Here is a 23,904-nt window from a genome sequence, read left to right as displayed (position 1 = left end):
GCTTGCCATTCCCCCGCCCGCGCGTTGAGATGCGCGGCAAAGGAGCCCCGATGGATCACCGCAGTTTCAAGACCCCGGCGCAGATATTCGTCGACCTTGCCGCAGGCAATCCGCAGCGCCGCATGGCTTTTGATCCCGCGCAGCGGCGCGCGGCGCTGCAGGCGCTCTCGCGCGCGATCCACGATTGCGAGGCGGAGATCCTCGCGGCGCTGGCCGCGGATTTCTCCAAGCCCGAGGCCGAAATCCGCCTGACCGAGATCCTGCCCGTTCAGGCCGAGATTTCGCATGCGCTGCGCCACCTGAAGACGTGGACGAAGGTCCGCCGGGTCCGCCCGACCCGCGCGATGCTGGGCACCCGCGCGCGGATCGTGCCCGAGCCGAAGGGCACCGCGCTGATCATCGCGCCGTGGAATTACCCGCTGGCGCTGTCGCTCGGGCCGCTGGTTTCGGCCATCGCGGCGGGCTGTGCCGCGATCGTCAAACCGTCCGAGCTGGCCCCGGCCAGCGCCGCCGTGATCGCGCAGATCGTCGAGGAGGCGCTGCCCGCCGATCTCGTGCGCGTGGTGCAGGGCGGGGTCGAGGTCAGTCAGGAACTGCTCGACCAGCCTTTCGATCATATCTTCTTCACCGGCTCGCCGCGGGTGGGCAAGATCGTGATGGCGGCGGCGGCGAAGCATCTGACTTCGGTGACGCTGGAGCTGGGCGGAAAATCCCCGGTCATCGTCGGCCCCGGCGCGGATCTGAAAAAGGCCGCGCGGATGATCGCCTGGGGCAAGTTCGCGAATGCCGGTCAGACCTGCATCGCCCCCGATCACGTCTATGTCGCCAAGCAGATCGAAGCGCCGTTTCTGGCCGAGCTGAAAGCTGCGATCGCGCGGATGTATGGCAAGACGGAAGAGGCGCAGGCGGCGTCGCGAGACCTCGCGCGGATCATCAACCCGGATCATTTCGCCCGCCTGATGGGCATGATCGAGAGCGCGCAATCTGCTGGAGCAAAGGCGCTGACCGGTGCCACCAGCGAGGCCGAGAGCCGCTATATCGCGCCCACCGTCCTGATGGGCACCGACCCGTCGATGCGCGTCGAGCAGGAGGAGATTTTCGGCCCCGTTCTGCCGGTCATCCCCTTCGACGATGCGGCCGATGTCGTGGCGCGGATCGAGGCCGGGCCGAAGCCGCTCGCCCTTTATATCTTCGAGCGCGACCGCGGTCTGATCGACCGGTTGCGCCGCGCGACAAGTTCGGGCGCGGTCGGCGTCAATGTCGCGCTGGTCCATTACCTGCACCAGAACCTGCCCTTCGGCGGGATCGGGAATTCGGGTGTCGGGGCGGCGCATGGGCATTGGGGCTTCGAGGCCTTCACCCATCTCAAGCCTGTGCTCGAGAACCGGTTCGCGCCGCTTGCGATGCTGATGCCGCCCTATCGCAGCGGCCGCATGGCGAAGCTCGCCCAGAAATTCCTGCGCTAAGTCCGACTACAGATTTCACGCGTGATCGCGTTCCGCCACAAGCACGTGTAATCGCTCCGGTTGGCGAAATCGCGCCCTAGTTGAACCCTTGTGATTAATAAGAAACAGGGGATTAACCAATGGCATCAACAGAAACGATGGCCGGAGGAGGCAAACTGCGGCGTGACGCCGGGGTCATCGGGCTGCTCTTTGCCTCAACGACGTCGATGATCGGCTCGGGCTGGTTGTTCGGCGCCTATCACGCCTCGAAAATCGCAGGGCCGCTCTCGGTCTGGTCCTGGGTGATCGGGGCCGCGATCATCATGCTGATCGCGCTGTGCTTTGCCGAACTCTCCACGATGTTCTCCAAATCCGGCGCGCTCGTCCATATGAGCCATGCGAGCCACGGCGCGACGCTGGGCCGGCTTTGGGGCTGGATGCTGTTTCTCAGCTATGCGCCGGTGCCTGCGGTCGAGGCCGAGGGGATCGTGACCTATGCCAATAACTACCTGCCGTATTTCCTGCGCGGGGACGGGTCGGGCACGCTGACGCTGGTGGGCTTCATCACCTCCGCGCTGCTTCTGAGCGTGTTGGCGCTGCTGAACCTGCTGGCGATCAAGGCGCTTTTGAAGGTGAACAACACCGTGACCTGGTGGAAGATCGCCGTGCCGCTGATCACCGTGGTCGGCCTGATCGCGGCCTCGTCCCATTGGGGCGTCTGGCATGCGGCACCGGGCACCTACAAGGCGCAGGGCATGTTCACGGCCATTCCCGCCGCGGGGATCGTGTTCTCCTTCCTTGGCTTCCGCACCGCGATCGACCTGGGCGGCGAGAGCGCCAATCCGGGCCGCAATATCCCGATGGCGGTTATCGGCTCGGTCATTCTTGCCGCGATCGTTTATGTTCTGCTGCAGGTGGCCTTCATCATGGCGCTCTCGCAGGGCGATCTGGCGAATGGCTGGTCGTCGTTGAGCTTCAAAGGCTCCGCTGGTCCCTTCGCCGGTCTCGCGGCGACGCTGGGCATGGGATGGCTGGCGCTGCTCCTTTACGTCGACGCTTATGTCTCGCCCGGCGGGACGGGGCTGATCTACGTCACCGGCGGCTCGCGTATCCTCTATGCGGTGGGTGACACCGAGAGCGGGCCGAGCGCACTGACCCATACGACCCGCCACGGCGTGCCGTGGCTGGCGGTCGCGGTGATGTGGGCCGTGGGCGTGTTCTTCCTGCTGCCCTTCCCGGCATGGCAGCTGCTGGTGGGCTATATCAGCTCGATCACGGTTCTGACCTACGGCCTCGGTCCGATCGTCCTGATGGTGCTGCGCCGCAGCCAACCCGATGCCGAGCGCGCCTTCCGCCTGAAAGGGGCGGAAATCCTCGCGCCGCTGGCCTTCATCGCGTCGAACCTCGTGATCTACTGGACGGGTTTCTACACCGACTCGATCCTGTTCGGGATGCTGCTCGGGGGTTTCGCGGTCTATGCGGTCGTCTTCCACGTCGTGCAGAAGAAATCCGCCTCCGAATTCGGCTGGGGCCATATCGGCTGGCTGGCTCTGTGGTTCGGCGGGCTTTGGGTGATCACGGCGCTCGGTACGTCGGATCACGCGCTAAATGTGTTGAACTTCTGGGGCGGGATGGCCCTGGTCGCGGTGTGGTCGCTGGTGGTGATCTGGTTCGCGCTGCGCGCGGCCCTGCCCGCCGAGGAGACCGGTGCGCTGATGGAGCGTATCCAGCGCGGTAACTGAGCCTTTGCGAAATGACAAAAGGGCGCGCGGGGAAACTCGCGCGCCTTTCTTATGTCCGCTTCACCTTCCAGCGGCGATGGATCCAGAGCCATTGCTCCATGTGCTTGAGGATCATCTCCTCCAGCCCGTCATTGAGCGTCTGCGTCATCGCCTCGGGGGTGCTGTGCGGGACGGGCTTGTCGGCATAGATCTTGAAGTTGAGCCCGTCGGGCTGCCGGATTGCGTAGATCGGCACCAGATCGGCTTTCATCTTCAGCGCCATTTCCGCCGCCGACAGGGGTGTGCGCGCAGGCAGACCGAAGAAGCTCAGTTCCGCGCCCTTGTTGAAATGCTGGTCGAAGCCGAAGGCCACCATCCCGCCGTCGCGCAGGAATTTCATCATGTCGCCCAGACCCCGGCGCGAGCGCGAGAACAGCGGCTCCGCGATGGCCGAGATGGTCGAGACATATTGTTCGTTGAAAAGCGGGTTGTTCATCGGGCGATAGATTGCGCCGACCCGGTAGCCGCGCCCGGCAAGCGCCGCGCGCCACGCGTCGTAATTGCCGAAATGGCCCGCCGCGAGGACGACGGGGCGACCCTCGCGATGCGCGGCTTCCAGCGTCTCCGCGCCGGGGCCCTCGATCGGCAGATCGCGGACGCGCGCCACGAATTCCTCGCCGGAATAGATCTCCGCCAGCATCCGGCCCAGATTGTCGGGCATCTCGCGCTGCAGCCGCTTGATCTCGTCCTCGGAGAGGTCCGGGCAGGCGATACGCAGGTTCTCGCGGATCTTGCGGGTGAAGCCGAGGATCGGGGCGAGCCGCGCGACCATCCGTCCCGCCGCGGGGATGCGCCGCTCGTAGGGGAGGCGCTGGACCAGCCGCATCACCGCCACGAAAAGGGCATTCGAGGCGCGGTCGGACAGGGTGGGTTCGCGGTTCTTCATCGTGTCGAGTGTCAGGCTCTGGCTTGGCGCGCGGCACGGCGCTCACGCGACCAGACATAGAGGCCAGCCCCCACGATCACAAGCGCCCCGGCAATGGTGAACCCGTCGGGGAACTGCCCGAACATCAGCGATCCCCAGAACGACGCGAACAGCAGCCCCGAATAGCCGAAGGGCGCGAGTGTCGAGGCTTCGGCCAGTGCAAAGGCGCGGATGAGCAGGAATTGCGACAGGCTGCCCGCAAGCCCGAGACCGAGGAAAACCCAGAGATCGGACAGCGCGATCGGCTGCCAGATGAAGGGCAGGGCGAGCGAAGAAAGCGCAAGCCCGGTGAACGCCGACCAGAGCTGAGAGGTGGCCGCGCTGTCGCCGCGCAGGTAGCGCGTCAGCAGCACCGCGCCGGCGAAGCTGAACGCGGCCAGCAGCGCGAGAAACGCCGCCGGATGCAGCCCCCCGAAGCCCGGACGCAGGATGATCATCGCGCCGATGAACGCAGCGACGATGCCGAAAATACGGTGCGGGCCCAGCCGCTCGCCCAGAAACAGCGCCGCGCCGAGCGTCACGATCACGGGGTTCAGATCGCCAAGCGCGGTGGCAGTGGCTAGCGGCACATGTTTCAGCGCGTAGAAAAACGACACGATCGCGCCCATCTGGAACAGCGCCCGGCCCAGCTGGAATTTCGGCTGCGCGCTGCGGATGCGGCGCGGCAGGCTGCCGCGATAGATGAAAGCCAGCACGGCAGCATTCACCGCGAAGCGCGCCCAGACGATCAAGAGCGGGTGATAGCCTTGCCCGAGAAGCTTGGCGAACGCGTCCATCAGCGTCAGCATCGAGAACGCGCCAAGCATTAGCGCGATCCCCATCCCGGGACGATCACCCTCGGGATGTGAAGAGGGGGCCACGGCGGGCCCCCTCGCAGTCGCTTTCAAGCCGGGCAGAGCCATCAGAGGAGGCTCTTGACCTTCTCGGCCACAGCCTCGGGGGTGATCCCGAACTTTTCGTAAAGCTCGCCTGCGGGGGCGGAGGCGCCGAAGCCCTCCATGCCCACGAAGCCCGCTTTCGCCTCGCGGCCACGCTCGCCCAGAAGCCAACGGTCCCACGGCTGGCGCACGGCGGCCTCGACGGCCACGCGGACCGAGTTCGGCGGCAGCACGCGCTTGCGGTAGGCCTCGTCTTGCTCGGCGAACAGCTCCATGCAGGGCATCGAGACGACACGGGTGCCGATCGCTTCCTTCTGCAGCAGCTCGCGGGCTTTGATCGCGATTTCCACTTCCGAGCCGGTCGCCATCAGGATCACCTGACGCTTGCCGTCGGCCTCGGCCAGAACATAGGCGCCGCGCGCGGTGAGGTTCTGCGGCTTGTACTCGGTGCGCAGCGTCGGCAGACCCTGACGCGACAGTGCCAGAACCGAGGGCGTGCCCTCCTGGTTCATCGCGATTTCCCACGCCTCGGCGGTCTCGATGACATCGGCGGGGCGGAAGGTCAGCGTGTTCGGCGTCGCGCGGCAGATCGCGAGATGCTCGACCGGCTGGTGGGTCGGGCCGTCTTCGCCCAGACCGATGCTGTCATGGGTCATGACATAGACGGTCGGCACTTTCATCAGCGCCGACAGACGCATCGCGCCGCGCGCGTAGTCGGTGAAGCAGAAGAACGTGCCGCCATAGGGGCGCACGCCGCCATGCAGCCACTGGCCGTTCATCGCAGCAGCCATGCCGTGCTCGCGGATACCGTAATGGATGTAGCGGCCCTTGCGGTTCTCCGGGTTGAAGACCGTCATGTCCTTCGACTTGGTCAGGTTCGAGCCGGTGAGGTCGGCCGAGCCACCGATGGTCTCGGGGCAGGCGGCATTGATCGCGCCCAGCACCATCTCGGAGGCCTTGCGAGTCGCGATTTTCGGCGCGGCTTCGGCCTGCTCTTTCTTGAACTTGCGGATCGCGCCGGTGAGTTTCTTCGAGACGCCGCCTTCCATGATGCGGGTGAACTCGGCCTGCTTGGCTGCCGAGAGCTTGCCGAAGCGCTCTTCCCATTCGCCACGCTCTGCCGCGCCGCGGGTGCCGATCGCTTCCCATTGCGACTTCACGTCTGCGGGGATTTCGAACGGACCGTGATCCCAGCCGTAGATCGCCTTGGTGCGCGCGATTTCCTCGTCGCCCAGCGGCGAGCCGTGGGCCGAGTAGCTGTCGGCCTTGGTCGGTGCGCCGAAGCCGATGATGGTCTTGCAGTCGACCAGAACCGGGCCCTTGGCTTTCTTGGCCTTGGTAAGTGCCTCGTCGATGGAGGCGGGATCGTGGCCGTCGCAGGCAAAGACCGTCCAGCCCGACGCCTCGAAGCGCTTGCGCTGGTCGGTCTTGTCGGACATCGACACGCGGCCGTCGATGGTGATGTCATTATTGTCCCACAGCACGATCAGGTTCGACAGTTCCTGCATCCCGGCAAGGCCGATGGCCTCCTGGCTGATGCCCTCCATCAGGCAGCCGTCGCCTGCGATGACCCAGGTGCGGTGATCGACGAGCTTCTTGCCCCATTGGGCGCGCAGCGCCTCTTCGGCGATGGCCATGCCGACCGAAGTCGCGAGACCCTGGCCGAGCGGGCCGGTTGTGGTCTCCACTGCGTCGAGCAGGAAGTTCTCGGGGTGGCCGGCGGTCAGCGCGCCCGACTGGCGGAAGTTCTTGATCTGGTCGAGCGTCACCTGCTCGTCGCCGCAAAGATAGAGCAGCGAGTAGATCAGCATCGAGCCGTGACCCGCCGACAGGATGAACCGGTCGCGGTCCGCCCATTTCGGGTTCTTCACGTCGAATTTCAGGTGGTTCTGGAACAGAACGGTCGCCACATCGGCCATGCCCATCGGCATGCCGGGGTGACCGGAATTGGCGGCCTGCACCGCATCCATCGCCAGTGCGCGGATCGCGGAGGCAAGTTTCCAATGCTCAGGATGGGCGGCGCGCAGCTCTTCGATTTCCATGAAACGTCCTTTCGCGGGGCAGCTGTTGGATGGGTCCGCGCCCCTGATAGCAGGGATCGGCCCAAGATCAAGCACGGCCCACAAGTGCTTGAGGCAAAAGGGTGGGCTTGCCCTGTCGCAAAAGGTTAGACTTAACCAAACCCGCAGTCGGCCGCGATTCGGCCATGGCAAGCGAAAAACATGAGGACGAGGAGGCGCGTATGAGTGACATAGCCGAATACGAACGCCGCATCGCTTTCGCGCTCGAACGGATCGGGCGCGGGGTCGAAGCGCTCAAGCAGCGCGAGGCATTGCAGGCGCAGGCTGCGCCGGATGCCACGCACCAGCCCGAGCCGGAGACCGCACCGCCTGCCGAGGCAGAGCTGCCCCCCGTGCCGGAGGCGCCGCCCGCCGCCACTGCCGATCCCGCCGAAGTGGCCGAGCTGAAAGCCGCGCTCGCCGCGGAGCAGGAAGCCAATGCGCAGCTCTCCGAACGCGTCCGCGCGATCCGCGAGAAACAGGACACCACGCTGGGCGCGATGGAGCGCAAATACGGCGCGGCCGTCCGCGCGCAGGAAGCCGCTTTCAAGGAAGTCGCAGCCCTCAAGCAGGCCAACGCGGCGCTGGTCGCGGCCAATCGCAAGCTGATGGACGAGGGCGTGGCCTTCTCCGAGGAGGCGCTGATGGCCGAGCTGCAAAGCCTGCGCGCCGCGCGCGACGGCGAGAGCGCCGAGCTGGAGCAGATCATCGCGGGTCTCGACCCGATCATCGAAGCGGCGAACCGCGAGGAGGAGACCGATGCCTGAGGTGACGATTTCCATCGGCGGCCGCGATTTTCAGGTCGCCTGCCAAGAAGGTGAAGAACATTTCCTGCGCTCTGCCGCCGGGATGCTCGACAGCGAGGCGCAGGTGCTTCTGGGCCAGATCGGGCGGGTGCCCGAGAGCCGGATGCTGCTGATGTCGGGGCTCATGCTGGCCGACAAGGCCGCAGGCATCGAGGACCAGCTGCGCGACGCGATGAACCGTCTGGGCGAATTGCAGGCGAAGATCGACGAGCTGCAGTCGAACCCGGCGCATGTCGAAGTGCCGATTGTGCCGCCCGAAGTGACCGAAACGCTGGCCGAGATCGCCGCACGCGCGGAGTCGCTTGCCGACCGGGTCGAGGACGACGCGTGAGACGGGCGCTGTTCGGCGCGGCGCTCGCAAGTGTCGCGCTGGCGGGACCTGTCGCGGCGCAAGACGCGGTGCAGGGCACGGCCCCGGATGACGGATCGGTCGAGCGGTTGGAGCCGCTCAACCCGATTGTCGGCGACGGCCCCCCGGCGGTGTTGACCGCCACCTATCACTGCGAGCGCGGCGCGGAAGTGCACGCCGCCTATCTCAACGACACCGATCCGCAGCGCGCAGTCGTCTTCCTACAGGGGCGGCTGGTAGTGATGAGCCATATCCGCTCCGCCGACGGCGCGAAATATGCCGAGGATGGCGAGGGCGAAGCTGGCTATGTCTGGTGGACGCGCGGCGCGCAGGCGATGCTCGACTGGATCGCCGAGGATGGCGAGGTGCAACCGCTGCTCAGGGCCTGCCGCCAAGAATAAGGGCCGCAACGCGGATCAGCGCGGGGGCCCTCATCTTGTTCGTTCGGGAAACCTGAAGCGTCGCGCGCTTACTCGGCCGCCTTCATCTCGAAACCCTTCTCCAGCTGATCCGACGGCGTGATCGGATACTCGCCCGAGAAGCAGGCATCGCAATATTGCGGGCAGGAATTGTCGCGGCCCTCGGCCTCGCCCACGGCGCGATACAGCCCGTCGAGCGAGATGAATTTCAGGCTGTCCACGCCGACCCAGTTGCGCATTTCCTCTTCGGTCATCTGCGCCGCCAGCAGCTTGTCGCGGTTGGGCGTGTCGACGCCGTAGAAGCACGGCCATGCGGTCGGCGGCGAGGCGATCCGGAAATGCACCGACTTCGCGCCCGCATCGAGGATCATGTCCTTGATCTTGCGCGAGGTGGTGCCGCGCACGACCGAGTCGTCGACAAGGACCACGCGCTTGCCGCGAATGAGCGACTTGTTGACGTTGAGCTTGAGGCGCACGCCCATGTTGCGGATCTGCTCGGTCGGCTCGATGAAGGTGCGGCCCATATACTGGTTGCGGGTGATCCCGAGCGCGAAGGGGATGCCGCTTTCCTGACTGTAGCCGATCGCCGCCGGGGTGCCGCTGTCGGGCACGGGGCAGACCAGATCGGCTTCGACCGGGGCCTCGCGGGCCAGCTCGACGCCGATCGCGCGGCGGGTCTCGTAGACCGAGCGGCCACCGATCATGCTGTCGGGGCGCGAGAAGTAGACGTGCTCGAAGATGCAGAAACGGCCGGTGGAAGGGCCGAAGGGGCGCGAGCTCTCGATATGGCCGTCCTGAATGACGACCATCTCGCCCGGGTCGATCTCACGGACGAAGTCCGCACCGATGATGTCGAGCGCGCAGGTCTCCGAGCTCAGCACATAACCATGCTCGCCCAGCTTGCCCAGCACCAGCGGGCGCACGCCCAGCGGGTCGCGCACGCCGATCAGCTTGGTCCGCGTCATCGCGACGATGGAGAAGGCGCCTTCCACGCGGCGCAGCGCATCGGCGATCCGGTCGGCATGCTTGCGCTGGATCGAGCGGGCCATCAGGTGGATGATGCATTCGCTGTCCGACGACGACTGGAAGATCGCGCCGCGTTCGATCAGCTCACGGCGCAGCGCGTCGGCATTGGTCAGGTTGCCGTTATGGGCGACCGCGCAGCCGCCCATAGAGAACTCGCCGAAGAAGGGCTGGATGTCGCGGATCACCGCACCTTTGGAGCCTGCGGTGGAGTAACGCACATGGCCGATGGCGACATCGCCCGGCAGCGTTTCCATCAGGCTCGACTTGGTGAAGTTGTCGCGGACATAGCCGAAACGGTGGGCCGAATTGAAGCCGGTGGCGGCGTCATGGGCGACGATGCCGCCCGCTTCCTGACCGCGGTGTTGGAGGGCGTGAAGACCGAGGGCCACGAAATTCGCGGCGTCGGAAATGCCGACAACACCGAAGACGCCGCATTCTTCCTTGAGCTTGTCGTCGTCGAAAGGGTGGGCGTAGTGGGTCTTCTGGGCGGCGGGGCAGGACATGGCATCAGCTCCGTATGACGCTAGGGGAGGGCGCTTTGGCCCATTTATAGACAAACGCGAGAGGTGTTAACCCCTCGCGCCTGTAAAACCGTCATGTGACTGACATCAATTGTCGGTCGCCGGAGGCAGTTCGTCCGTCCGGGCCGGGGCATCCGCGCCCGGAGGGGCGGGGCAGGCGGCCACAAGTTGTTCGTAACGCTGCACGATCCAGCCGGGTGCATCGGCGGGCATCGATTCGTCGAGTTGGCCCGAGGCGCGCGAGAACACTTTGGCTGAACGCGAGTCGTCTACCACCGGCACGGGGTCGTTGCTCATCACGCGGTCATAGACCACAAAGGCCACCGCCACGAGGACCACCCCGCGCAGCACGCCGAACAGGAAGCCCAGACCCTGGTCGATCCCGCCAAGCGCCGAGCGCTGCACGGCTGAGGCAAAGAGCGGCGTGAGGATCGAGAAGACGACCAGCGCCACGGCGAAGACCACCGCGAAGCCGCCGATCATGCCCAGCTCGCAGCTTTGGCCGATGAACTTGTCGAGGCCGGGGATCTGCTGCACCAGAGGGCGTGCCTCGTTGGCGAAGATATAGGCGACGATCGCCGCTGCGATCCAGCCGACGATGGCCAGCGCCTCGCGCACGAAGCCACGCGAATAGGCGAGGATCGCCGAAAGAATGATGACGACCGCCACGATGGCATCGACAATGGTGAACCCGTCCATTTGCGCTCCTGTGTTCTCGGCGTTAACCGGCGCCGAACATCTCCCCGGTAAATGTCACGAGATCGCCCAGCTTGCGCAGGGACATCCCGCTTGACCCTTCGGCTTTCGTTCCCGAGGGTGCGATCGCTTGTGAAAAACCAAGTTTCGCCGCTTCTTTCAACCTGTTTTCCGTCTGACCCACGGGACGCAGCGCGCCCGACAGGCTGATTTCCCCGAAAATGACCATATCGGCAGGCAGTGCCACATCTTCGCGCGCGCTGAGAAGGGCTGCGGCGGCGGCGAGGTCCGCTGCTGGCTCCACCACTTTCATGCCGCCCGCGACATTCAGGAACACGTCGAGCCCCGCAAACGGGATGCCACAGCGCGATTCCAGCACCGCGAGAATGGTCGATATCCGTCCGCTGTCGAGCCCGACCACGGTTCGTCTCGGCGAGGCGAGCGTGGACGGCGCAACCAGCGCCTGAATCTCTGTCAGCACAGGCCGCGTGCCTTCGATTCCTGCGAAAACCGCCGAGCCCGGTGCGGGTTGGCCGCGCTCGGACAGGAACAGCGCCGAGGGGTTGGCCACCTCGGCGAGACCCGCGCCGGTCATCTCGAAGACGCCGATCTCGGAAGCCGGGCCGAAGCGGTTCTTCACCGCGCGCAGGATGCGGAACTGGTGGCCGCGCTCGCCTTCGAAATAGAGCACCGTGTCGACCATATGCTCGATCACGCGGGGGCCGGCGATCTGGCCTTCCTTGGTAACGTGCCCGACGAGGATCACGGCGGTGCCGCGCTTTTTGGCGAAGCTCACCAATTCGTGTGCGGCGGCGCGCAACTGGCTCACCGATCCCGGCGCGCTGTCGACATTGTCCGACCACATGGTCTGGATCGAATCGATGATCACGAGATCGGGACGCTCGGCTTCCAGCGTCGTCAGGATGTCGCGCAGGGACGTTTCCGCGCCCAGACCGACCGGCGCATCGGCAAGACCAAGACGTTGTGCGCGCATCCGCACCTGGCTCGCCGCTTCCTCGCCCGAAATATAGAGCGCCTTCACCCCTTTGCGGGCGAAACTGGCGGTCGCTTGCAGCAGAAGCGTCGATTTCCCGATGCCGGGATCGCCGCCGACCAGAACGGCAGAGGCCGCGACCAGACCGCCGCCCAAGACACGGTCCAACTCCTCCATGCCCGATTTCACGCGAGCTGGCGGTGTTTCCTTCGTGTCGAGCGCTGTGAGCGGGATCACCTTGCCTTTCGCGCCCTTCATGCCGGAGCCGGGCGTGGTCGAGATCGGCGCTTCCTCGTGGATCGAGTTCCACGCGCCGCAGGCGTCGCAGCGCCCGGACCATTTGGCGTGCGTCGCGCCGCATTCGGCACAGCGGAAGATCGCGGATTGCTTGGCCATAAGGTCAGCTACGTTCCAGATTGGTGGCGATCAGGCTCGCGCATTGCTCGGGATGGGTGGCGGGCAGCATATGACCGGCGCCCTCGACGCAGGCCACGCCCACGTCCGGAAGACGCGCGGCGATCGCCTCGGCAACCTTCGGCATCGTCGCGGGCGAGCGGTCGCCATGGATGATCATTGCAGGCGCGTCGATCTGCTCGAACCCATCGGGCCGGGCGATCTGCGCCGGATCCTCGAAATTGGCGCGGGAGATATTCTCGACCATCGGCATGCAGGCGGTGAAACGCTCGCGCTGCGTCTCGGAATAGCTGTCCCACGGCTGACCGGTGCCCCAGTCGCGCATGAAGCCGCGCGCCGCCGGTTCATAGTCGCCCGCTTCCATCAATTGCTCGAAGTGATCTTGCTTGGCGCGCAGGTCCTGCCAATCCGGGTCGTCCTCGGGGAGCGCCGCGAACAGCACCGGCTCGATCAGCGTCAGCGAACGGACGGCTTCGGGCGCGCCCACCGCGATGCGCAGCGCGACCGAGGCGCCGAAACTATGCCCGATCAGGTCCACGGGGCGCTCGATGAAGCTGGCCGCGATGCGCGTCACCAGCGTCTGGAAGCTGCCCGGCTCGCTCGTGTCGCCGCGCCAAGGGGCGGATTGCCCGTGGCTCGGCTGATCGAAGGCGACGGCGTGGATCTGCTGGCCCAGCGGCGTCAGCGCCTTCGCCCAGAGGTTCGAGCTGCCCAACGTGCAATGGATCGCGATCGCCGGACGCTCGCCCTGACCGAAGCTCTGCCAGAAAACCTCGGCCCCTTGTCGTTGGTCTCGCGGCATTCAGAGCGTCCCCAGATAGTCGTCGAGCAACTCCAGATGATCCTGCCCCCAGAACCGCTCATCCGTATCGGTCACGATATAGAAGGGCGAGCCGAAGACCCCGGCCTCGACCGCGTCCTCGAGGTTCTTCTCATAGGTGACCGCGCCGTCGAAGAGGCCCGTGGTCGCCAGATTGCCGTCAAAGCCATTGGCTTCCAGCGCTTCACGGATCACCTCGTCCGAGGCGATATCTTTATCCTCGGCCCAGCAGGCGCGCAGGATTGCGTTGACCAGCCCGCCGACATCGCCGCCGCCCGCTTTTTGCGCTGCGATGATCGCGTAAGAGGAGGGCGCGGGGTTCGGCGGATAGCCGGGCGGAGTGGTATTCATCTCCATCCCGAGCCGCTTTGACCAGCGCTTGAGCTCCTGCATCCGGTATTCCATCCGGCTCTGGTGACGCTGCGCCGGACGCACCCCGCCGGTGCGGTCGAACAGGCCCAGAAGGTCGAGCGGTTTGTAAGTCACGTCAGCGCCATGACGCGCCGCGATCTCTTCGAATCGCGGGCCGCCAAGGTAGGCCCAGGGGCTGAACGTGCCGAAATAGTAGTCGATGCGTGCCATTCATAACACTTTCTTGACAGTCGAAATTGCCGCCACGCTACCCCGGTGCTAAGGCAGGCGCAATCAAGCGAATCCCGCCGGCACTGACCGGCGTCACGAAGGAACTGGCCCATGTCCGTCGTCACTGAACCGAAGCTCATCTCCGGAAATTCCAACAAACCGCTCGCGCAATCCATCGCGCGGCGCATGTCGATGCATCGCGGCATGTCCGTCGGTTTGGTGGATGCGCGGGTCGAGCGTTTCAACGATGGCGAGATCTTCGTCGAGGTTTTCGAGAACGTCCGCGGCGAGGATATGTTCATCATCCAGCCGACCTCGAACCCGGCCAATGACAACCTGATGGAGCTGCTGATCATCACCGACGCGCTGAAACGCTCCTCGGCCGATCGCATCACCGCCGTGATCCCCTATTTCGGCTATGCCCGTCAGGATCGCCGCACCAAGGCCCGCACGCCGATCTCGGCCAAGCTGGTCGCGAACCTGCTGACCGAAGCCGGGGTCGACCGCATCCTGACGCTCGACCTGCACGCAGCCCAGATCCAGGGCTTCTTCGACATTCCGGTGGATAACCTCTACGCCTCGCCGGTCTTCGCGCTCGATATCCTGCACAACTTCAAAGGCCAGACCGACGATATCATGGTCGTCTCGCCCGACGTGGGCGGCGTGGCCCGCGCGCGTGAGCTGGCCAAACGGATCGACGCACCGCTCTCCATCGTCGACAAGCGCCGTGAGAAGGCGGGCGAGGTTGCGGGCATGACCGTGATCGGCGACGTGAAGGGCCAGAAATGCATCATCGTCGACGACATGGTCGACACGGCAGGCACGCTGTGCAAGGCCGCCGACCTGCTGATGGAGCACGGCGCGACCGAGGTTCACGCCTATATCTCCCACGGCGTCCTGTCGGGCCCGGCGGTCGAGCGCGTGACCAATTCGGCGCTGAAATCGCTGGTCATCACCGACTCGATCGAGCCGACCGACGCGGTGAAAGCCTGCCCCAATATCCGCATCGTGCCGACCGCACCGATGTTCGCGCAGGCGATACTCAACACCTGGTCGGGCACGTCCGTATCCTCGCTCTTCGAAACCGACACGCTCGTCCCGATCTACGAGGGCATGTATACCCGCGACTGATCCGCGGTTCGCCCGAGACAAGAAAAAGGCCCGGATCTGAGCGATCCGGGCCTTTTTCATTGCGCCCGATCCCGAGCGCCGGGTTACGAGGCTTTCTTGAGCGCCTTCTTCGCCTCTTTCAGCTTCTTTTCCTGACGCTCGACCTTGGCCTTGCGCGTCTTTACTTCCTGCTTCAGCTCTTTGAGCGTCGCTTTCTTCGCCATGATCCGGGTCCTCCGTGTCAATCCCTAGCCTTTGCATCGTGCGGCAACGGTTCCGCGATGTATAGGGCCGGGCGGTTCCGCGATGTATAGGGCCGGGCGTCGAAGCCATTGTTTTCGCGTCGGCCAAAGGTCGGGCTGGACAGCGTCGCGTGGCGCGGCGATGACTTGAGCATGCGCCTTTTCGCCCTCACCGCCCTCGTCATGGTCGCCTTCGCGGCCAACTCGGTGCTCAACCGGATGGCGGTGCATGATGCGGGATGGGGACCGGCCGCGACGGGCTTCGTGCGGCTCGCCTCGGGCGCGCTGGTGCTGCTGATCCTCGCGATCCGGGCCAAAGGCGCGCGCGGGCTGCGGCTGCCGGGCGCGGTGCTGGGGGTCGGGGTTGCGACGCTGGCGCTTTATATCTTCGGATTTTCCATCGCGAGCGGGCTGATCGACGCGGGCGTTGGCGCGCTGACGCTGTTCGGAATGGTGCAGATCACCATGTTCGCGGGCGCCCTGTGGCTGCGCGAGGCGATCTCGCTCTGGCGCTGGATCGGGGCGGGGCTGGCCTTCGTGGGGCTGGCTGTTCTGCTGCTGCCCGCCTCGGGTGCGGCCCATATCGACCCGCGCGGATTTGCGATGATGGCGCTGGCCGGGATCGGCTGGGGGCTCTATTCGCTCAACGGACGACGCGCGGGCGATCCGCTGGTCGCGACCGCGCTCAACTTCGCACTCGCCACGCCGCTTGCGCTGATCTGGATGCTGGGCGCGGGCGATTGGGGGCAGGGGGCAAGCTGGGGCTGGACGCCTGCGATCCTCTCGGGCGCGGTGACCTCGGGGCTGGGCTACGCGCTGTGGTATCGCGTGATACCGCAAATCCCCGCGAGCCTCGCCGCCATCGCTCAACTCTCCGTGCCCTTGATCGCGGCGCTGGGCGGGGCGGTTTTGCTCGCGGAGACGCCTTCGGCACGCTTCTGGCTAGCCGCGGCGCTGGTGATCGGCGGGATCGCCCTCTCGCTGAGGCGAAAAACCTGAGCGCATCTCTCGGATTTTCGGGCCGGAAACGGCTTGACCTCGGAACCTCCAGCGCTTCTTTAGTGTTTGACACACGTACCTTCGAACTAATGAGAGGACATCATGGCTTTTGAACTTCCCGATCTTCCCTATGCCCACGACGCACTCGCGGATCTCGGCATGTCGAAGGAGACCCTCGAATATCACCACGACATTCACCACAAAGCCTATGTCGATAACGGCAACAAGGCGATTGCCGGTACCGAATGGGAAGGCAAGTCGGTCGAAGAGATCGTGAAGGGCACCTACCAGCCGAACGCGGTTGCGCAGAGCGGCATCTTCAACAACGCCTCGCAGCATTGGAACCACACCCAGTTCTGGGAAATGATGGGTCCGGGCGCCTCGGCCATGCCGGGCGAACTGGAAAAGGCGCTGACCGAAAGCTTCGGCTCGGTCGACAAGTTCAAGGAAGACTTCGCCGCCGCAGGCGCGGGCCAGTTCGGCTCGGGCTGGGCATGGCTCGTGAAGGACACCGACGGGTCGCTGAAAGTTACCAAGACCGAGAACGGCGTGAACCCGCTGTGCTTCGGCCAGACCGCGCTTCTTGGCTGCGACGTGTGGGAGCACTCCTACTACATCGACTTCCGCAACAAGCGCCCCGCCTACCTGTCGAACTTCCTCGACAAGCTGGTGAACTGGGAAAACGTCGCGTCGCGCATGTAATTTCCGCGCGCGATACGAATTGGAAGGGCGTCCTGCGGGGCGCCCTTTTTCGTTTTTCTACCCGTGATGATTGCCGGAACGGAAAGTCTGCAAAGCAGGAACCGCGACCCTGCCAAATCGGTTTTCTTGACAGCTACCAGAAACCAAGAGGAGGATATGATGGCAGAGCGTATTCGTTCGAAAGACGGCAAGCGCGAAACCGAAGAGGTCCTCGGCGAGAAGCCCGAGAATATCGAGACGCCGGAAGGGCAAGGCAGCTCGGGCGGGAACCTCAATCGCAAGGTCGGCACCCGCGACGAGAAGAAACGCCTGGATGAGACTTCGGCAGGCGCGACCCGTCCGTTGGGCGGCGACGAGCGCGACAGCGGTGAAAAGGAGAAGATGTGATGACCAAGCTTTCCAAAGGCACCTGGGTTGTGATCGCGGATGGCGAGAAGGCGCTGTTTCTTGAAAACATGATGGACGAGCAGGATCCCAACCTCGTCGTGCGCCGCATCGACGAGCAGGAGAACCCGCCGGATCACGAGCAGGGCACCGACAGCCCCGGACGTATGGCCGATGACGGTCCCGGCCATCGCTCGGCCTTCCAGGAGACCGACTGGCACGAGCTGGCGAAGATGCGCTTCGCCGACGATCTGGCAGAGCGGCTTTACAAGATGGTCCATAAGGGCCGGATCGAGCGGCTGGTGATCGTTGCGGCGCCGCGCGTCCTGGGCGAGATCCGCTCTGCACTGCACAAGGAAGTCTCCGACGTGGTGGTGGCCGAGATCGACAAGACGCTGACTAATCACCCGCGCGACGAGATCGAGAAGCTTGTGAAGGAAGAGCTCGCGACCGCCTGAGCCGCGCCTCGCCAAGATGACAGGAAAAGCGCCGTGCGGGTCTCGCGCGGCGCTTTTTCATTGGGGCTTGAGAAGGAAGTGGCGGCTGCTGGCGGTCCGAGCGCCACCGATCGTTCAACCCGCCATGCGTCTCCGGACGTCTGTCGAGCAACGCACAAACGCCGCGCGAGACCCGCGCGGCGTTCTTTGGATGGCGAGGACAGAGGCGGATCAGTCGTCGCTCTCGAGGCTCTGCTTGAGCGTCTCGATATCGGGGTCGCTGGCGCGCGGCACGATCCGATAGACGGCGTTGACGAAGCAGAACACGGCGAAGCCGAGAAGGCCCACGCAGATCGCCCCGGTCAGGACCTGCCCGAACGGGTGTCCGCGCAGCCAGTCGAACACCTTGCCGAGGCCGCCCGCGCTTGAGGGATCGTAGCTATAAGCGGCATAGACGATCAGCGCGCCCATGATCGCGATCACCACGCCCTGCGCCACAAGCCCCGCCTGCAGCACGATATTGGCGCGCCGGGTAACCTCGTTGGCTTTCAGATGTTTCAGGTAGGCCTTGGTGATCCCTTTATAGAGGTAGTAGCCGCCCGCGCCGATCACGATCAGCCCAATGACGCCAAGCGCGATACGCCCCATCGGGGCGCTCAGTATCGTGGAGACCAGTTTGCTCGTCCCGTTGTCGCCGCTAGCACGGGCGACCAGAGCCGTCACGGCGATACCGCCGATACCCAGATGGACGAGGCCGCTCACGACGAGGCCGATCCGTGCGACCCAGCCCTTCATCTCGGAGCCATAGGCCTCAAGATCCCAAACCGCATCGACCACGCGCCAGATCGCGTAAGCCGCCATGCCGAGCGCGATGGCGACCAGCACCACGGCGCCCCAGCCGCTCGACAGCTTCTCCAGAACCTGCTTGGTGCCCTCGGCGCTGCCGCCATGAAAAAGCGACCAGAGCGAGACTCCGGCGACGACGAGATAGACCAGCCCGCGCCCCCCGTATCCCGTGCGCATCACGGGCACTGCCCAAGCGAAATCGTCGGGGTCGTGGCTGTCTGTAGCGGACATTGGCGGTCTCTCTCGGTACTGTGAATTGACGCAGACCCAATGCGTGGACAAGCGCACAGGTTCCCGTGAGGCGCGGCCTTTCCTTTCGCCCGCCGATCGGTCAGGGTCACGCGGTTGAGAGAAGGGAATTTCGATGAACGAGGCGGTCAAGGGCTTCTGGGCGATGGTGACGGCCTGCGTCATCTGGGGGCTGTCGGGCCTCTATTACAAAATGCTCGACGGGATGCCGCCGATCGAGGTGCTTGCCCATCGCACGCTCTGGTCCTTCCTGTTCTTCGCCGTGATCCTCGGGCTGAAAGGCCGCCTTGGCGAGCTTTGGATCGCGCTCGCGGAACGTCGCGGGCGCGGGGCGCTGGTGATCGCGACGGCGGCGCTGATGATCTCGGCGAACTGGTTCACCTTCATCTGGTCGGTCCATTTCGGCCATGCGGTGCAGGCGTCGCTTGGCTATTACATCTTCCCGCTCGTTGCCGTCGTCCTCGGGCTGATCGTCTATCGCGAGGCGTTGAGCACGCGGCAGTGGATGGCGGTCGCGCTGGCGGCCACGGCGGTCATGGTCCTAACGATCGGGCTGGGCGTCGCGCCTTGGGTGTCGCTGATCCTTGCCGCGACTTTCGGCACTTACGGGCTGATCAAGAAGGGGCTGCGCGCGGGTCCGATGGTCTCGGTCTGCGCCGAGGTTCTGCTGCTCTCGCCGGTCGCGCTGATCGTGCTCTGGGGCTATCACGCGGGCTGGTGGGGCAGCGCGCCCGGTGCGGGCCATTTCGGCGGCGACTGGAAGACGACGCTGCTGCTGATCTTCTCCGGGCCGCTCACCGGCACGCCTTTGCTGCTGTTCGCCTATGCGGCGCAGCGCGTGCGGATGGCGACCGTGGGGCTGGTGCAATATCTCAACCCGACGCTGCAATTCGCGGTGGCGACGCTGGCCTTCGGCGAGACGGTCACGATCTGGCACGCGATCGCGCTGGGGCTGATCTGGACGGCGCTCGCGCTCTATTCCAGCGCCAACCTGCGGATGCGCCGCCTGCAGCCTGCGGCACAGCCCGCCACGCAGCGCGGTTTAGGCGAAGGCTGAGACGAGCGCGCTTTCCAGCTCCGCCACGCTATCGACCGTCACGACCAGCTCGCGCAGCGACGCATCCGCGAAGCCCTCGCCGATGATATGGTCGATCAGCGCCTCGAGTGGCGCCCAGTAGCCTTCGATATTGAGCAGATAGATCGGCTTTTCATGCAATCCGATCTGGCGCCATGTCAGCACCTCGAACAACTCGTCGAGCGAGCCCGCGCCGCCCGGCAGCACCACCACCGCATCGGCATTCATGAACATCACCTTCTTGCGCTCGTGCATCGTCTCGGTGACGACGAAGGTGGTCAGGTCGCGCTTGCCGACCTCGCGCGGGAAGAGATGCTCAGGGATCACGCCGAAGGTGCGCCCGCCCGCGGTTTGCGCCGCGCGCGCGACCTCTCCCATCAGCCCGACATCGCCCGCGCCGTAGACCAGCTGCCAGTCGCGCGCGGCGAGCATCTCTCCGGTTTCCTGCGCTGCTGCCGCATAAGCGGGCTTCGCGCCCGAACGAGAGCCGCAATAGACACAGACGGAACGGGGAAGGGTCATGACGGTGTCTCCGAAAATGCATTGTTATTGAGCGGTGATACCGGGGTTGCTAAGTTCCCTCAAGGGACCGGGTGACCTAGCCGCACATAAGAACAGGCGGCAGGCCCCGAGGGATGACGTGAAGGCGGGACTTAAATGAATGAAAACGTGACGGATCAACCAGTCGAGAGCACCGGGCTCGGGGCGGTGAAAGGGGGGGCGGTCGCGCTGCTCCTCGTGGTCTTGGGGCTGGTGCTTTGGGGCGTTCTGCGCCCGGTGGAGCGTGATGGGACGCAGCCGTCGGGGACAGATGCGACCGCCGCGACCGGTTCCGCAGGGGCGCCGCAACCGACACAGGAGGGGGGCGCGGAGACGGCCTCTGGCACCGCCGCACCGCAAAAGCAAGGCGTGGAAACCGTGGTTCAGGAAGCGGAAGAGGCGGCGAGTGCCGTGGCTCCGCTGGCTGAGGAACCCACGGATAAGCTGGTTGAAACGGTCGACGGTCAGGGTGCTGAGGCCTCGGCTGCAGCGTCCGCCACCGGGACTGAGATGGGGGCTGACAGCACCACTGCGAAGGCGGCAGCGGACGGCAAGTCGCTCGCCCGGGTGAAATTCGATGCGCTGCGCGCCGCGCCCGACGGATCGGTGACGCTCGCCGGGCGGGCCGAACCGGGCGCCAAGCTCGATATTCTGGTTGACGGGAAAGTCGTGGCGAGCACGCTGGCCGATGGCGGCGGCAGCTTCGCCTCGCTCTTCGATCTGCCGCCTTCCGATGGCCCGCGCGCGCTCTCGCTGCGGGTGACCGGCGCGGATGGCACCACGCGCGACAGCGCCGAGACGCTCGTGCTGCGCGGCCAGCCGAAACAGGAGCGCCTTGCTTCGGCAGGTGAGAGCGCGACCTCCGGAATGGCAGCGAATGGTGCGACAGATGGAAGCGCCGGGGCGACGGCTTCGGCGACAGATGGTGCGGCGATGACCGGCACTGACGCAGGCGCGTCCGCCGCAACCGGGACTGACGCGGCCCCCTCCACACCCACGCCGCCGGCAGCGCCGCTCATCGCGGATGCCGATGGCGCGCGGCTGCTCGCTCCGAAAAGCGACGATCTGGTGATCGACACGATCTCCTTCGGCTCGGGCGAGGTTGCGCGCAGCGAAGGGCGCGGCGCGCCCGAGGGCACGACGCTCAGCGCCTATCTCGACGACACGCTCGTCGCCGAGGCGCAGCCGGGTGCGGATGGGCGCTGGTCGCTCAGCCTGCCTGGCTTGGGCACGGGCGAGCATAAGCTGCGGATCGATGCGCAGGATGCGTCCGGCAAGGTGGTCGCGCGGGCCGAGACCGGTTTCGACCAACCCGACGAGATCCTCGTGGCGAGCGCGGCCGATCCGACCGGTGCGCAGGCGGCTTCGGTGCGCGCGACCGGAGAGGTCGGCGACGCGGTGAAAGTGGTGCAGATCGTGAAGGGCAATACGCTCTGGGCGATCGCACGCGAGGTCTATGGCGACGGGTTCCTCTATGTGCGGGTCTTCGATGCCAATCGCGACCAGATCCGCGACCCCGACCTGATCTATCCGGGGCAGGTTTTCAACATTCCCGCCCCCGATGCGCAGCCCGCCGAGGCTGCGCAGTAGCGCACAGACCGCTTGCATGGCTGGACTCCTGCGCGCCGCCGAGTAGGTTGCGCGCAGGTTTGACCGGTGAGGGGCGCTGCCCCGCTCCCTGACGGGAGCCCCCGGGATATTTTCGCCAAGAGGAAGAGGAGGGCGCGATGCCTCCGGCACAGATCACGACCAAGGGCAAGATGAATGCCGAGGAACGCGCCCGCGGCTGGCGCACGATCCGCGCGGTGCTGCCCTATCTCTGGGCGCATGAAGCCCCGTGGGTGAAGCGCCGCGTCGTCTTCGCGATGGTGATGCTGGTTATCGCCAAGATCATCTCGGTCGCGACGCCCTTCGTCTATCGCGAGGCGGTCAACGCGCTCTCGGGCGAGGGCACCTCGGCGGCCTGGGCGCTGGGCATGGGGGCGGTGGCGATCACCGTGGCTTACGGCGTTGCGCGCCTGATGACGGTGGCCTTCGGCGAGCTGCGCGATGCGATCTTCGTGAAAGTGGCGCAACGCGCGCTGCGTCATCTGGCGCTGCAGACCTTCACCCACATGCATCAGCTGAGCCTGCGCTATCACATCACCCGCAAGACCGGCGGCCTCAGCCGGATCATCGAACGCGGGGTGAAAGGCGTCGAGTTCCTGCTGCGCTTCATGCTGTTCTCGGTCGGCCCGCTGATCGTCGAGCTGACGCTGGTGGCGATCATCTTCGCGGTGGTCTTCGACTGGCGCTATGCCGCGGTCGTGCTGGTCACCATCGCGGCCTATATCAAGTTCACCTTCAAGGTCACCGAGTGGCGCGTGAACATCCGGCGCGAGATGAACAAGGCCGATACGGCGGCGAACCAGAAGGCGATCGACAGCCTGCTGAACTTCGAGACGGTGAAATATTTCGGCGCGGCCAAACGCGAGGCCGAACGTTACGACGACTCGATGAAGGGCTACGAGGCGATGGCGGTGAAGACCGGCCAATCGCTCGCGGCGCTCAATGCGGGCCAGACGCTGATCATCACGATCGGGCTCGTGACGGTGATGGTCATGGCCGCGATGCAGGTGCAGGCGGGCACGCTGACGGTCGGCGATTTCGTCATGGTGCAGGCCTACATGATCCAGATCACAATGCCGCTGGGCTTCCTCGGCACGGTCTATCGCGAGATCCGGCAGGCGCTGGTCGATATGGGCGAAATGTTCGATTTGTTGCAGCAACCGGCCGAAATTCAGGACAAAGAGGGCGCAGATGTTCTGAAAGTGAAAGGCGGGCATATCAGCTTCGACCATGTCGAATTTGCCTATGATCCGACGCGGCCGATCCTGAAGGGGATTTCCTTCGACGTGCCAGCCGGGCAGACGGTGGCGCTGGTCGGACCCTCGGGCTCGGGCAAATCCACGATCGGGCGCCTGCTGTTCCGCTTCTACGAGGTGACCGGCGGCGCGATCCGTATCGACGATCAGGACCTGCGCGATGTGACGCAGGAGAGCCTGCAGCAATCGATCGGCGTGGTGCCGCAGGATACCGTGCTGTTCAACGACACGATCCGCTACAATATCGCTTACGGTCGTGCCGATGCCTCGGATGAAGAGATCGTCGCGGCCGCGAAGGCGGCGCGCATCCATGACTTCGTGCTGAGCCTGCCCGAAGGCTATGACACGGCCGTGGGCGAGCGCGGTCTGAAGCTTTCTGGCGGCGAAAAGCAGCGGGTGGGTATCGCACGCACGATCCTGAAGAATCCGCCGATCTTGTTGCTCGATGAGGCGACCTCGGCGCTCGATACGCAGACCGAACGCGACATCCAGATGAGCCTGAAGGCGATGGGCGAGGGGCGCTCGGTGATCACCATCGCGCACCGACTGTCGACTATCGCGGATGCCGATCAGATCCTCGTGCTCGACAAGGGCGAGATCATCGAGCGCGGACGCCACGAGGAGTTGCTGGCACAGCGTGGCCGCTACGCCTCGATGTGGGCGCGGCAATCGGCGGAAGAGGAAGACGAGGCAGAGCAAGGGGCGGCGTAAGGCGTGAAGGGCCGCGCTCGACCCTTGGG

At 65.3% G+C, this 23,904-nt stretch carries 23 protein-coding genes; 13 read left to right on the top strand and 10 right to left on the bottom strand.

Going from position 1 to position 23,904, the window contains the following annotated elements; translation table 11 throughout:
- Positions 1 to 50: 50 nt before the first annotated feature.
- Entirely contained in the window at positions 51 to 1,466 is a 1,416-nt protein-coding gene (locus tag BMI87_RS02705) for an aldehyde dehydrogenase family protein (protein WP_078519616.1), read from the top strand.
- A 119-nt stretch (positions 1,467 to 1,585) separates the two neighbouring features.
- Positions 1,586 to 3,187 carry an APC family permease gene (locus tag BMI87_RS02700; RefSeq protein ID WP_078519615.1) on the top strand — a complete coding sequence of 534 codons (1,602 nt, stop codon included), beginning with the start codon at positions 1,586 to 1,588 and terminating at the stop codon, positions 3,185 to 3,187.
- A gap of 49 nt (positions 3,188 to 3,236) precedes the next feature.
- Here the strand turns inward: BMI87_RS02700 and BMI87_RS02695 are convergent, their stop codons facing one another.
- The 3 genes from BMI87_RS02695 to tkt are packed head-to-tail and all read right to left on the bottom strand — an operon-like array spanning position 3,237 to position 7,071.
- Positions 3,237 to 4,112: a lysophospholipid acyltransferase family protein gene (locus tag BMI87_RS02695; protein WP_078519614.1), complete on the bottom strand. Its 876-nt coding sequence runs from the start codon at positions 4,110 to 4,112 to the stop codon at positions 3,237 to 3,239.
- A gap of 11 nt (positions 4,113 to 4,123) precedes the next feature.
- On the bottom strand, positions 4,124 to 5,011 hold the full coding sequence (locus tag BMI87_RS02690) for a DMT family transporter (protein WP_168175147.1): 888 nt from the start codon (positions 5,009 to 5,011) through the stop codon (positions 4,124 to 4,126).
- Between the two features lie 41 nt (positions 5,012 to 5,052).
- On the bottom strand, positions 5,053 to 7,071 hold the full coding sequence (tkt, locus tag BMI87_RS02685) for a transketolase (protein WP_078519612.1): 2,019 nt from the start codon (positions 7,069 to 7,071) through the stop codon (positions 5,053 to 5,055).
- A 200-nt stretch (positions 7,072 to 7,271) separates the two neighbouring features.
- Between tkt and BMI87_RS02680 the strand changes: the two genes are divergently transcribed.
- From BMI87_RS02680 to BMI87_RS02670, 3 genes are read left to right on the top strand one after another with little or no spacing between them, the layout of a single operon-like run.
- Positions 7,272 to 7,856, top strand: a complete 585-nt coding sequence (locus BMI87_RS02680) for a hypothetical protein (RefSeq protein ID WP_078519611.1) — start codon at positions 7,272 to 7,274, stop codon at positions 7,854 to 7,856.
- Positions 7,849 to 8,226 carry a cell division protein ZapA gene (locus BMI87_RS02675; protein WP_078519610.1) on the top strand — a complete coding sequence of 126 codons (378 nt, stop codon included), beginning with the start codon at positions 7,849 to 7,851 and terminating at the stop codon, positions 8,224 to 8,226. The genes BMI87_RS02680 and BMI87_RS02675 overlap by 8 nt, the downstream gene beginning before the upstream one ends.
- Positions 8,223 to 8,645, top strand: coding sequence for an MliC family protein (locus tag BMI87_RS02670; RefSeq protein WP_078519609.1), 423 nt, complete (start codon positions 8,223 to 8,225; stop codon positions 8,643 to 8,645). The genes BMI87_RS02675 and BMI87_RS02670 overlap by 4 nt, the downstream gene beginning before the upstream one ends.
- 68 nt (positions 8,646 to 8,713) lie before the next feature.
- Here BMI87_RS02670 and purF read toward each other — a convergent pair whose 3' ends face one another.
- The 5 genes from purF to BMI87_RS02645 all read right to left on the bottom strand — a co-directional run bounded on the left by purF (position 8,714) and on the right by BMI87_RS02645 (position 13,716).
- The gene (purF, locus tag BMI87_RS02665; protein ID WP_078519608.1) at positions 8,714 to 10,192 is read right to left on the bottom strand and encodes an amidophosphoribosyltransferase; all 1,479 of its coding nucleotides are present in this window, start codon (positions 10,190 to 10,192) and stop codon (positions 8,714 to 8,716) included.
- A 105-nt stretch (positions 10,193 to 10,297) separates the two neighbouring features.
- On the bottom strand, positions 10,298 to 10,909 hold the full coding sequence (locus BMI87_RS02660; RefSeq protein ID WP_078519607.1) for a CvpA family protein: 612 nt from the start codon (positions 10,907 to 10,909) through the stop codon (positions 10,298 to 10,300).
- 22 nt (positions 10,910 to 10,931) lie between these two features.
- Positions 10,932 to 12,296 carry a DNA repair protein RadA gene (radA, locus tag BMI87_RS02655; protein WP_078519606.1) on the bottom strand — a complete coding sequence of 455 codons (1,365 nt, stop codon included), beginning with the start codon at positions 12,294 to 12,296 and terminating at the stop codon, positions 10,932 to 10,934.
- Between the two features lie 4 nt (positions 12,297 to 12,300).
- Positions 12,301 to 13,116 (bottom strand): alpha/beta fold hydrolase, encoded by an 816-nt coding sequence (locus tag BMI87_RS02650; RefSeq protein ID WP_078519605.1) that lies wholly within the window; start codon positions 13,114 to 13,116, stop codon positions 12,301 to 12,303.
- Complete coding sequence (locus tag BMI87_RS02645; RefSeq protein ID WP_078519604.1) at positions 13,117 to 13,716, bottom strand: 2-hydroxychromene-2-carboxylate isomerase; 600 nt, start codon at positions 13,714 to 13,716, stop codon at positions 13,117 to 13,119.
- Between the two features lie 111 nt (positions 13,717 to 13,827).
- Here BMI87_RS02645 and BMI87_RS02640 point away from each other — a divergent pair, with 111 nt between their 5' ends.
- From BMI87_RS02640 to BMI87_RS02620, 5 genes are all read left to right on the top strand, one after another.
- Complete coding sequence (locus BMI87_RS02640; protein ID WP_078519603.1) at positions 13,828 to 14,847, top strand: ribose-phosphate pyrophosphokinase; 1,020 nt, start codon at positions 13,828 to 13,830, stop codon at positions 14,845 to 14,847.
- Positions 14,848 to 15,221: 374 nt separating this feature from the next.
- Positions 15,222 to 16,067: a DMT family transporter gene (locus tag BMI87_RS02635; protein ID WP_078519602.1), complete on the top strand. Its 846-nt coding sequence runs from the start codon at positions 15,222 to 15,224 to the stop codon at positions 16,065 to 16,067.
- A 102-nt stretch (positions 16,068 to 16,169) separates the two neighbouring features.
- Positions 16,170 to 16,769, top strand: coding sequence for a superoxide dismutase (locus BMI87_RS02630; protein WP_078519601.1), 600 nt, complete (start codon positions 16,170 to 16,172; stop codon positions 16,767 to 16,769).
- Positions 16,770 to 16,928: 159 nt separating this feature from the next.
- Positions 16,929 to 17,156, top strand: coding sequence for a hypothetical protein (locus BMI87_RS02625; RefSeq protein WP_078519600.1), 228 nt, complete (start codon positions 16,929 to 16,931; stop codon positions 17,154 to 17,156).
- Entirely contained in the window at positions 17,156 to 17,611 is a 456-nt protein-coding gene (locus tag BMI87_RS02620; protein WP_078519599.1) for a host attachment protein, read from the top strand. The genes BMI87_RS02625 and BMI87_RS02620 overlap by 1 nt, the downstream gene beginning before the upstream one ends.
- A 210-nt stretch (positions 17,612 to 17,821) precedes the next feature.
- On the opposite strand, the gene BMI87_RS02615 is transcribed toward BMI87_RS02620, so the two are convergent.
- The gene (locus BMI87_RS02615; protein WP_078519598.1) at positions 17,822 to 18,667 is read right to left on the bottom strand and encodes a DUF1206 domain-containing protein; all 846 of its coding nucleotides are present in this window, start codon (positions 18,665 to 18,667) and stop codon (positions 17,822 to 17,824) included.
- 133 nt (positions 18,668 to 18,800) lie between these two features.
- Between BMI87_RS02615 and rarD the strand changes: the two genes are divergently transcribed.
- Entirely contained in the window at positions 18,801 to 19,742 is a 942-nt protein-coding gene (gene rarD, locus BMI87_RS02610) for an EamA family transporter RarD (protein ID WP_078519597.1), read from the top strand.
- On the opposite strand, the gene BMI87_RS02605 is transcribed toward rarD, so the two are convergent.
- On the bottom strand, positions 19,728 to 20,282 hold the full coding sequence (locus BMI87_RS02605; RefSeq protein ID WP_078519596.1) for a TIGR00730 family Rossman fold protein: 555 nt from the start codon (positions 20,280 to 20,282) through the stop codon (positions 19,728 to 19,730). The genes rarD and BMI87_RS02605 overlap by 15 nt on opposite strands.
- 147 nt (positions 20,283 to 20,429) lie before the next feature.
- Between BMI87_RS02605 and BMI87_RS02600 the strand changes: the two genes are divergently transcribed.
- Together BMI87_RS02600 and BMI87_RS02595 are read left to right on the top strand one after the other, a co-directional pair.
- The gene (locus BMI87_RS02600) at positions 20,430 to 21,890 is read left to right on the top strand and encodes a LysM peptidoglycan-binding domain-containing protein (protein ID WP_168175146.1); all 1,461 of its coding nucleotides are present in this window, start codon (positions 20,430 to 20,432) and stop codon (positions 21,888 to 21,890) included.
- Positions 21,891 to 22,027: 137 nt separating this feature from the next.
- On the top strand, positions 22,028 to 23,875 hold the full coding sequence (locus BMI87_RS02595; RefSeq protein ID WP_078519594.1) for an ABC transporter ATP-binding protein/permease: 1,848 nt from the start codon (positions 22,028 to 22,030) through the stop codon (positions 23,873 to 23,875).
- The last annotated feature ends 29 nt before the right edge of the window (positions 23,876 to 23,904 follow it).

This window comes from Thioclava sp. F28-4, assembly GCF_002020045.1.
Classification (GTDB): Bacteria; Pseudomonadota; Alphaproteobacteria; order Rhodobacterales; family Rhodobacteraceae; genus Thioclava; species Thioclava sediminum.
The sequence above is the reverse complement of the archived record's forward strand: the minus strand, read 5'-3'. Positions and strand labels throughout refer to the sequence as shown.

Coding starts and splice junctions, on each gene's coding strand:
- BMI87_RS02605 (WP_078519596.1), bottom strand. CDS start 20,282: ATGACCCTTCCCCGTTCCGTCTGTGTCTATTGCGGCTCTCGTTCGGGC.
- BMI87_RS02705 (WP_078519616.1), top strand. CDS start 51: ATGGATCACCGCAGTTTCAAGACCCCGGCGCAGATATTCGTCGACCTT.
- BMI87_RS02680 (WP_078519611.1), top strand. CDS start 7,272: ATGAGTGACATAGCCGAATACGAACGCCGCATCGCTTTCGCGCTCGAA.
- BMI87_RS02650 (WP_078519605.1), bottom strand. CDS start 13,116: ATGCCGCGAGACCAACGACAAGGGGCCGAGGTTTTCTGGCAGAGCTTC.
- rarD (WP_078519597.1), top strand. CDS start 18,801: ATGAACGAGGCGGTCAAGGGCTTCTGGGCGATGGTGACGGCCTGCGTC.
- BMI87_RS02700 (WP_078519615.1), top strand. CDS start 1,586: ATGGCATCAACAGAAACGATGGCCGGAGGAGGCAAACTGCGGCGTGAC.
- purF (WP_078519608.1), bottom strand. CDS start 10,192: ATGTCCTGCCCCGCCGCCCAGAAGACCCACTACGCCCACCCTTTCGAC.
- BMI87_RS02640 (WP_078519603.1), top strand. CDS start 13,828: ATGTCCGTCGTCACTGAACCGAAGCTCATCTCCGGAAATTCCAACAAA.
- BMI87_RS02595 (WP_078519594.1), top strand. CDS start 22,028: ATGCCTCCGGCACAGATCACGACCAAGGGCAAGATGAATGCCGAGGAA.
- BMI87_RS02635 (WP_078519602.1), top strand. CDS start 15,222: ATGCGCCTTTTCGCCCTCACCGCCCTCGTCATGGTCGCCTTCGCGGCC.
- tkt (WP_078519612.1), bottom strand. CDS start 7,071: ATGGAAATCGAAGAGCTGCGCGCCGCCCATCCTGAGCATTGGAAACTT.
- BMI87_RS02625 (WP_078519600.1), top strand. CDS start 16,929: ATGGCAGAGCGTATTCGTTCGAAAGACGGCAAGCGCGAAACCGAAGAG.
- BMI87_RS02645 (WP_078519604.1), bottom strand. CDS start 13,716: ATGGCACGCATCGACTACTATTTCGGCACGTTCAGCCCCTGGGCCTAC.
- BMI87_RS02620 (WP_078519599.1), top strand. CDS start 17,156: ATGACCAAGCTTTCCAAAGGCACCTGGGTTGTGATCGCGGATGGCGAG.
- BMI87_RS02695 (WP_078519614.1), bottom strand. CDS start 4,112: ATGAAGAACCGCGAACCCACCCTGTCCGACCGCGCCTCGAATGCCCTT.
- BMI87_RS02660 (WP_078519607.1), bottom strand. CDS start 10,909: ATGGACGGGTTCACCATTGTCGATGCCATCGTGGCGGTCGTCATCATT.
- BMI87_RS02615 (WP_078519598.1), bottom strand. CDS start 18,667: ATGTCCGCTACAGACAGCCACGACCCCGACGATTTCGCTTGGGCAGTG.
- BMI87_RS02675 (WP_078519610.1), top strand. CDS start 7,849: ATGCCTGAGGTGACGATTTCCATCGGCGGCCGCGATTTTCAGGTCGCC.
- radA (WP_078519606.1), bottom strand. CDS start 12,296: ATGGCCAAGCAATCCGCGATCTTCCGCTGTGCCGAATGCGGCGCGACG.
- BMI87_RS02630 (WP_078519601.1), top strand. CDS start 16,170: ATGGCTTTTGAACTTCCCGATCTTCCCTATGCCCACGACGCACTCGCG.